We start from the raw sequence: 7,805 nt of genomic DNA, 5'->3' as shown, positions 1-7,805 counted from the left end.
TTTTAATAACGGAAACCCCGGTCTCGATGAGGCCGGGGTTTTTCCGTATGGGGTATTGTTCAGCGATGACCCTCACAGGGGGACGGTAGACAGCGCCGCTCGCGGCCGCCCTGCCATGTGATAGTAGGGTCAAAACGGGACTTGTCGAAGCGCAGCTTTGACCCGTTTTGACGACCGCAGCATACTTGCCTGCGGGACGGGCCATCGTCAAGCATACCATCCGTTTAGCGCGGTGCCGGCCGAACGCATTCACTGCGAGGGCGCAGTTCCTGCGGAGAAGTCTCCATCGTAGCCCCTGATCCCATCCGCTCTTTATCCGCCGCGGCGCCCAGTAATTAAACCCAGTACCTCCAAGGGTAGCGTAGTGTGCTCCATATGAAAGCAGGTCATCGCCAAGCATTTAATAACGGAAACCCCGGTCTCGATGAGGCCGGGGCTTTTTCGTTTATATCCTTCGGGGTCTGCGCTCACATGGGGAAGGTTAACAGCGCCGCTCGCGGCCGCCCTGCCATGTGATAGTAGGGCGACACCGGATAAAGGCAAAGCGCGCTTTGCCCCGGTGGCGCGACCGCAGCTTCTATTTAATGAGTAAATGGGCCTGCGGGACGGCTCGCCTGCGAGGCGCCAAGCATTTATTCAACGAAAACGCCTCAGCCTCTGGTTGGGGCGTTTTTGTATGTGGGTTTTGAAAATTCTCGGCAGCTGCATTCTGGGTTTGGCTGCTTTTATAACCGTGCAAGGCGTCCAATCTGTTGTGTTTTAGCGGTTAGGCCAGGACGATCGATTGCTGTTGCTACCTTCGGCGCGATTTATCCAGTACTGGATTTTAAACGGGTTGCCGAGGTGGGCGATAGCGGGAGAGGCTGAGTTGCGGCTGACCTGGAAGTGACCATCACAGCCCAGAGTTTCGTTTTTGGGTGTTACCGATATGCGCCCGGCACCGATACCGCTGGCAGAGTTCAGCTTGCCAGATATCTTGAGTTGGGGTTCGTTATTGAAAATGCCGACACCACCGTAAATCCAGGTATCTCCGTGCACGGGAAGCTGATGGCTGAATTCGCCGCTGGGCTTGAGTGTCGTAGTGAAATTGAACGTCGGCGATCTTCCCAGCGAACCTTCAAGTTTTCCATTCGTAACTGTCAGGCTGATCAGGTCCTGGTAACGGGCGCAGTCTATTTCAACCGGACCTGCAAGTGCGCCATAGGCCACTTTGTATGAGTAGGCATTGCGGGCCAGCCCTTGCCAGTTGCCGCTCAGTGTCATCTGATTGAGATGATCCGGTGCTGGCGGTTCATGCCAGTAACTGGGAGATGCACAACCGGCAAGTAAAGCGGTGGTGACTATCAGTTGAGTTGCGTGCAGCGGTTTCATCGGGCATTCCTGTAGCCGAGGTCTTACTGATGAGACCCTGCCCGGGTTGCTCGGTTCACTGCTGTATCCTCGATCTATCCGGCAGTAGGGTGATGCACCTCACTCTAAGTCCGAGTGTCGTGTAAGTTTATGTTTTGTAATAATTATTGAATTACGCAGAGAGTTCCCGGGGCTTTGAAGGCGATGCACCAAGGCTTGCGTCGATACTAAGGCTGTGTTGCGCGTGGACACTGGCTCGTGAATCGACTAAAATACCGCCGGTTTGCCTGCCCGCACGGGTGGCTAAGCCCCAAATTCTATAGAGCGAGGTAAAGTTTCGGTTTTACCTCGCTTTTTTGCACCTGTTCATTTTTGTATCGGTTTGTTTGTAACGCATCACGCGGGGGAGGTTCACTTGACGAGACCAGCCATTTTGGCCCTTGAAGACGGTAGTATTTTCAGGGGGGTGGCAATTGGTGCCGACGGACAATCCAGCGGGGAAGTTGTTTTTAACACCTCCATGACCGGATATCAGGAAATCCTGACAGATCCGTCCTACTGCCGTCAGATCGTAACCCTGACATACCCGCACATCGGAAACGTAGGTACTAACGCCGAAGACGAAGAGTCTGCCAAGACCTGGGTCTCCGGCCTCGTCATTCGCGATCTGCCTTTGCTGGCGAGCAACTTTCGCAGTGAGCAGTCGCTGGATACCTATCTGAAAGCCAATAATATTCTTGGCATCGCCGATATAGATACCCGTCGTCTGACCCGCATTCTGCGGGAAAAAGGTGCGCAGAACGGCTGCATCATGGCCGGAGATTCGGTTGATGAAGCTGTAGCACTGGCTGAAGCCAAGGCGTTTCCCGGCCTCAAGGGCATGGATTTGGCCAAGGTGGTTTCTACCGCTGAGTCGTACAGCTGGAACTCCTCAACCTGGACGCTGGGTGTGGGCCATGTTGACAAGGATCCGTCCGAGCAGCCTTTTCATGTTGTTGCTTACGACTACGGTGTGAAGCGCAACATTCTGCGTATGCTGGTTGAGCGCGGTTGCCGTCTGACGGTTGTGCCGGCTCAGACGCCGGCAGCTGAAGTGCTGGCGCTGAACCCGGACGGCATTTTTCTGTCCAACGGCCCTGGCGACCCGGAACCCTGCGATTACGCCATTCAGGCGATCAAGGAAATCTGCGAGTCCGATATTCCTGTTTTCGGCATCTGCCTGGGGCATCAATTGCTCGCGCTGGCCTGCGGTGCCAAGACGGTGAAAATGAAATTTGGCCACCACGGCGCCAACCACCCGGTACAGGATCTGGACTCATCCCGCGTGATGATTACCAGCCAGAACCATGGTTTTGCGGTGGATGAAAGTACGCTGCCATCCAATGTTCGCGTGATCCATAAGTCGCTGTTCGATGGGTCTTTGCAGGGCATTGAACTGACTGACCGTCCGGCCTTTAGCTTCCAGGGACACCCTGAAGCGAGCCCGGGACCGCAGGACGTGGCGCCGCTGTTCGATCGCTTTATCGAACAGATGAAGGCCCGCAAGGACGCCTGAGCAACACGCAGTTACAGCTAACAGATTTGACTGGTTTATACCGATGCCAAAACGTACGGACATAAAAAGTATTCTGATTCTAGGCGCAGGGCCGATCGTAATCGGCCAGGCCTGCGAGTTTGACTATTCAGGTGCTCAGGCCTGCAAGGCGCTGCGTGAAGAGGGTTACCGGGTCGTCCTGGTGAACTCCAACCCTGCCACCATCATGACCGATCCGGCGATGGCGGATGCGACCTATATTGAGCCTATCAACTGGAAAACAGTTGCCAAAATCATTGAAAAAGAACGTCCGGATGCTCTGCTGCCCACCATGGGCGGGCAGACTGCACTGAACTGTGCACTGGATCTGGACCGTGAAGGTGTACTGGCCAAGTTCGGTGTCGAGATGATCGGCGCCAGCCAGGATGCCATTGACAAGGCCGAAGACCGCGAGCGTTTCGACAAGGCGATGAAGTCCATTGGTCTTGCATGCCCGCGTGCAATGATTGCCCACAGCATGGAAGAGGCACTGCAGGTTCAGGCCTCTATCGGCTACCCGGCTATTATTCGCCCATCATTTACCATGGGCGGCTCAGGCGGCGGTATCGCCTACAACCGTGAAGAGTTCATCGAGATCTGCGAACGTGGTCTGGATCTGTCTCCGACCAGCGAGCTGCTGATCGATGAGTCCCTGATCGGCTGGAAGGAATATGAGATGGAGGTCGTTCGAGACAAGAACGACAACTGCATCATCGTCTGCACCATTGAAAACTTTGATGCCATGGGTGTTCACACCGGTGACTCCATCACGGTTGCGCCAGCTCAGACGCTGACTGACAAGGAATATCAGCTGATGCGGGATGCGTCCATCGCTGTCCTGCGCGAAATTGGTGTTGAAACCGGCGGCTCCAACGTTCAGTTCGGTATAGACCCGAAAACCGGCCGTATGGTCGTGATCGAGATGAACCCGCGTGTTTCGCGTTCATCCGCGCTGGCGTCCAAGGCAACCGGTTTCCCGATTGCCAAGATCGCCGCCAAGCTGGCCATCGGTTACACCCTGGATGAGCTGCAGAACGACATTACCGGCGGTCGCACACCGGCGTCCTTTGAGCCTGCGATCGACTACGTCGTTACCAAGATTCCGCGTTTCACCTTTGAAAAATTCCCCCAGGCGAACGATCGTCTGACGACTCAGATGAAGTCGGTCGGCGAAGTTATGGCCATCGGCCGTACACAGCAGGAATCGCTGCAAAAAGCACTGCGTGGCCTGGAAGTGGGTGCTACAGGTCTGGATCCGATCGTAGACCTGGAAAGCGAAGATGCGCGCAGCGATATCATTCGCGAGCTCAAGCAGCCCGGCGGTGAGCGTATCTGGTACATCGGGGATGCCATGCGTCTGGGCATGAGCGTAGATGAAATCTACGAACTGTCGGGCGTTGATCCCTGGTTCCTGGTGCAGATTGAAGACCTTATCAAGGACGAAGCCTGCGTTTCAAAGATGGCCCTGTCCGATTTGGACAAGGACAAAATTTACCGCCTCAAGCGCAAGGGCTTCTCCGATGCCCGTCTGGCCAAGTTGCTGGGCGTGAGCGAGAAGCAGTTCCGCAAGCAGCGCCACAGCCTGGGCGTGCGCCCTGTCTACAAGCGTGTGGACACCTGTGCGGCGGAATTCGCTACCGATACGGCCTACATGTACTCGACCTACGAGGAAGAGTGTGAGGCCAACCCGTCTACGCGGGACAAGATCATGGTCATCGGCGGCGGTCCTAACCGTATCGGTCAGGGCATCGAGTTTGACTATTGCTGCGTACACGCAGCCCTGGCTGCCCGTGACGACGGTTACGAGACCATTATGGTCAACTGTAACCCCGAGACGGTTTCCACCGACTACGACACCTCTGATCGTCTGTACTTCGAACCGATCACGCTGGAAGACGTACTGGAAATCGTTGAAGTCGAGAAGCCCAAGGGCGTGATTGTGCAGTACGGTGGCCAGACGCCGCTGAAACTGGCGGTGGCTCTGGAACAGGCCGGTGTGCCCATTATCGGTACCAGTCCGGAAGCCATTGACCGTGCAGAAGACCGTGAACAGTTCCAGCAGATGCTTAAGCGTCTGGGCCTGAAACAGCCGCAGAACGCGACTGTGCGCAGCCTGGAAGCGGCCGTTATCGAAGCGGCCAAGATCGGTTACCCGCTGGTTGTGCGTCCGTCCTACGTTCTCGGTGGCCGGGCTATGGAGATTGTTTACAAGGAAAGCGAGCTGCGTCGTTACATGACCAACGCGGTCAAGGTCTCCAACGACGCACCTGTGCTGCTGGACCACTTCCTGAATGCAGCTGTTGAAGTTGATATCGATGCGATCTGCGATGGCAAGACTGTCGTGATCGGCGCCATCATGCAGCACATTGAGCAGGCCGGTGTTCACTCCGGTGACTCCGCCTGCTCGCTGCCGCCTTATAGCCTGGCGGCCGATGTGCAGGACGAGATGCGCGAACAGGTTAAGAAAATGGCACTGGAACTCGGTGTTGTCGGCCTGATGAACGTACAGCTGGCTTACCAGGATGGCGAAATTTACGTTATTGAAGTCAATCCGCGTGCATCGCGTACCGTGCCTTTCGTCTCCAAGTGCATCGGTGTGTCGCTGGCCAAGATTGCGGCTCTGGTGATGACCGGAAAAACCCTGCAAGAGCTGGGCTTTACCGAAGAAATCGTACCGACCAATTTCTACGTCAAGGAAGCGGTATTCCCGTTCAACAAGTTCCCGAGCGTGGATCCGATTCTGGGCCCGGAAATGAAGTCGACCGGTGAGGTCATGGGCGTTGGCGAAACCTTCGGTGAAGCTTTCATGAAGGCCCAGATCGGCGCTGGCGAAAAAATGCCGAAGAAAGGCAAGGCCTTCATATCGGTACGCGATGTCGACAAGGCGGGTGTGGTCAAGGTAGCCAAGTCGCTGCTGGATCTCGGTTTCTCCCTGGTGGGCACGGGCGGCACCGTCAAGCTGCTGGCCGAGCACAACCTGCCGGCGACGGCTGTGAACAAGGTCATGGAAGGTCGGCCGAATATCGTGGACATGATCAAGAACGATGAAATCGTTTATGTGATCAACACTACTGAAGGTCGCAAGGCGATTGCAGACTCGTCTGAAATTCGTCGCAGCGCATTGCAGCACAAGGTGCCGTACACCACGACTCTGGCAGGCGCAGAGGCCATGACCATGGCGATGGAATACGGTGAAGAGAAGGTTGTTCGCAGCCTTCAGGACTTGCATGCAGGTGTCTTTAAATGAAACGAGTTCCGATGACTGTCGGCGGCGAACTGGCTCTGCGTGCAGAGCTGGATCGCCTGAAGTCCAAAGATCGTCCGCGCGTTATCGCGGACATCGCCACTGCCCGTGCGCACGGTGATCTGAAGGAAAATGCCGAGTACCACGCGGCGCGGGAACAGCAGGGCTTCATCGAAGGCCGGATTCAGGAACTAGAATCCAAGCTGTCCCAGTGCCAGGTTATCGATGTCACGACTATTCCACACAGTGGCAAGGTGTTCTTCGGTGCGACAGTACTGATTGCCAACATCGACAGCGGTGACGAGGTTCGTTATCAGATCGTTGGTGACGACGAGGCTGATATCAAACTGAGCAAAATTTCGGTGAATTCACCGATCGCGCGTGCCCTGATTGGCAAGGAAGAAGGCGATATTGCCTGTGTGGCGACCCCAGGCGGTGAGATCGAGTACGAAATCGTCGAGGTACAGCACATCTAAATGTGCCTTTGCATAAAAAAACCGCCTGCTGGCGGTTTTTTTTATGTGCTGCGAAGACTTAGCGCAACAGGTTGGACAGCTTGGGATTGGGTTCCAGCGCCTTGCGGTAGATCAGGGCGATATTGCCGATCTCCTGCACAAGAGTGGCCTCTACAATGGTGCAGAGTTCCTGAATAAGCTGCTTTTTGATCTCGCGTTCGCCAACCGCAAACTTCACCTTGATCAGTTCGTGGTCGTCCAGCGCGCGGTCGACTTCCAACTGCAGGTTTTCGGTCAGTCCCTTAGCGGCAACGGTCACGATCGGGTTCAGTTTGTGGCCGATGGTGCGCAGCTGCTTCTTTTGCTCGGGCGTCAGGCTCATACTAGAATACGTTGCCTCGTGATTGTGTGGGTCGGGCTTGCGTGTTAAAACGGGCCGCGATGAATACAATCAGCTATTTTACCTGAGTTGCCCATCGCTGAGTAGCGTTGCAACCATTGATCGGTCTGGAATTACAAGTGGCAAGATCTAAGAGCAGTGCTCAGTGGTTAAAGGAACATTTTGACGACCGCTACGTCAAACAGTCGAAATCTGATGGTTTTCGGTCCCGTGCCAGCTACAAGCTGCAGGAACTGAACGAAAAAGATCGCCTGTTGCGCCCGGGCATGACAGTCGTCGATCTGGGCGCGGCGCCCGGCGGCTGGTCCCAGGTGGCAAGTGAGCTGGTCGGCGTGCACGGTCGGGTAGTGGCCTCGGATATACTGCCGATGGACTCACTGGCCGGTGTCGAGTTTGTGCAGGGCGATTTTACCGACGAGGCGGTGCTGGCACAGATTCTGGTAGCGCTGGGGGATGCGCCGGCAGACCTTGTAATTTCAGATATGGCCCCCAATATGAGTGGTATGTCCGGAATTGACCAGCCTGCGGGGATGTACCTGGTTGAACTGGCGCTGGATATGGTGCGCCAGGTACTTAAACCAGGCGGTTCTTTTCTGGTCAAAGTGTTTCAGGGAGAGGGGTTCGATGCCTATCTCGCGGATGTGCGGCAGAGCTTTACCAAGGTCGTGACCCGCAAGCCCGATGCATCGCGCGCACGCTCCCGAGAGGTCTACCTGCTTGGCACAGGCTTTAAGGGCTGATCAGTTCGTAGTACTGTGCCGGCCTGGCTGTCATGGCACAGGG

At 55.7% G+C, this 7,805-nt stretch carries 6 protein-coding genes; 4 read left to right on the top strand and 2 right to left on the bottom strand.

Annotated features, from left to right (window positions below; genetic code table 11):
• Positions 1–759 precede the first annotated feature (759 nt).
• Positions 760–1,371 carry a hypothetical protein gene (locus MPRO_RS05640; protein WP_067288579.1) on the bottom strand — a complete coding sequence of 204 codons (612 nt, stop codon included), beginning with the start codon at positions 1,369–1,371 and terminating at the stop codon, positions 760–762.
• A gap of 394 nt (positions 1,372–1,765) precedes the next feature.
• Between MPRO_RS05640 and carA the strand changes: the two genes are divergently transcribed.
• The 3 genes from carA to greA are packed head-to-tail and all read left to right on the top strand — an operon-like array spanning position 1,766 to position 6,643.
• Positions 1,766–2,905: a glutamine-hydrolyzing carbamoyl-phosphate synthase small subunit gene (gene carA, locus MPRO_RS05635; protein ID WP_067288575.1), complete on the top strand. Its 1,140-nt coding sequence runs from the start codon at positions 1,766–1,768 to the stop codon at positions 2,903–2,905.
• Between the two features lie 43 nt (positions 2,906–2,948).
• A complete protein-coding gene (gene carB / locus MPRO_RS05630) occupies positions 2,949–6,170 on the top strand; it encodes a carbamoyl-phosphate synthase large subunit (RefSeq protein ID WP_067288572.1) in 3,222 nt (1,073 codons plus the stop codon).
• Positions 6,167–6,643, top strand: coding sequence for a transcription elongation factor GreA (gene greA / locus MPRO_RS05625; RefSeq protein ID WP_067288570.1), 477 nt, complete (start codon positions 6,167–6,169; stop codon positions 6,641–6,643). Before carB ends, greA begins: the two co-directional genes overlap by 4 nt.
• Before the next feature lie 58 nt (positions 6,644–6,701).
• On the opposite strand, the gene MPRO_RS05620 is transcribed toward greA, so the two are convergent.
• On the bottom strand, positions 6,702–7,004 hold the full coding sequence (locus MPRO_RS05620) for a YhbY family RNA-binding protein (RefSeq protein ID WP_067288567.1): 303 nt from the start codon (positions 7,002–7,004) through the stop codon (positions 6,702–6,704).
• A gap of 137 nt (positions 7,005–7,141) precedes the next feature.
• Between MPRO_RS05620 and rlmE the strand changes: the two genes are divergently transcribed.
• Positions 7,142–7,762 carry a 23S rRNA (uridine(2552)-2'-O)-methyltransferase RlmE gene (gene rlmE / locus MPRO_RS05615; RefSeq protein WP_067288564.1) on the top strand — a complete coding sequence of 207 codons (621 nt, stop codon included), beginning with the start codon at positions 7,142–7,144 and terminating at the stop codon, positions 7,760–7,762.
• Positions 7,763–7,805 lie beyond the last annotated feature (43 nt).

This window comes from Marinobacterium profundum (genome assembly GCF_001528745.1).
GTDB lineage: Bacteria > Pseudomonadota > Gammaproteobacteria > Pseudomonadales > Balneatricaceae > Marinobacterium_A > Marinobacterium_A profundum.
The sequence above is the reverse complement of the archived record's forward strand: the minus strand, read 5'-3'. Positions and strand labels throughout refer to the sequence as shown.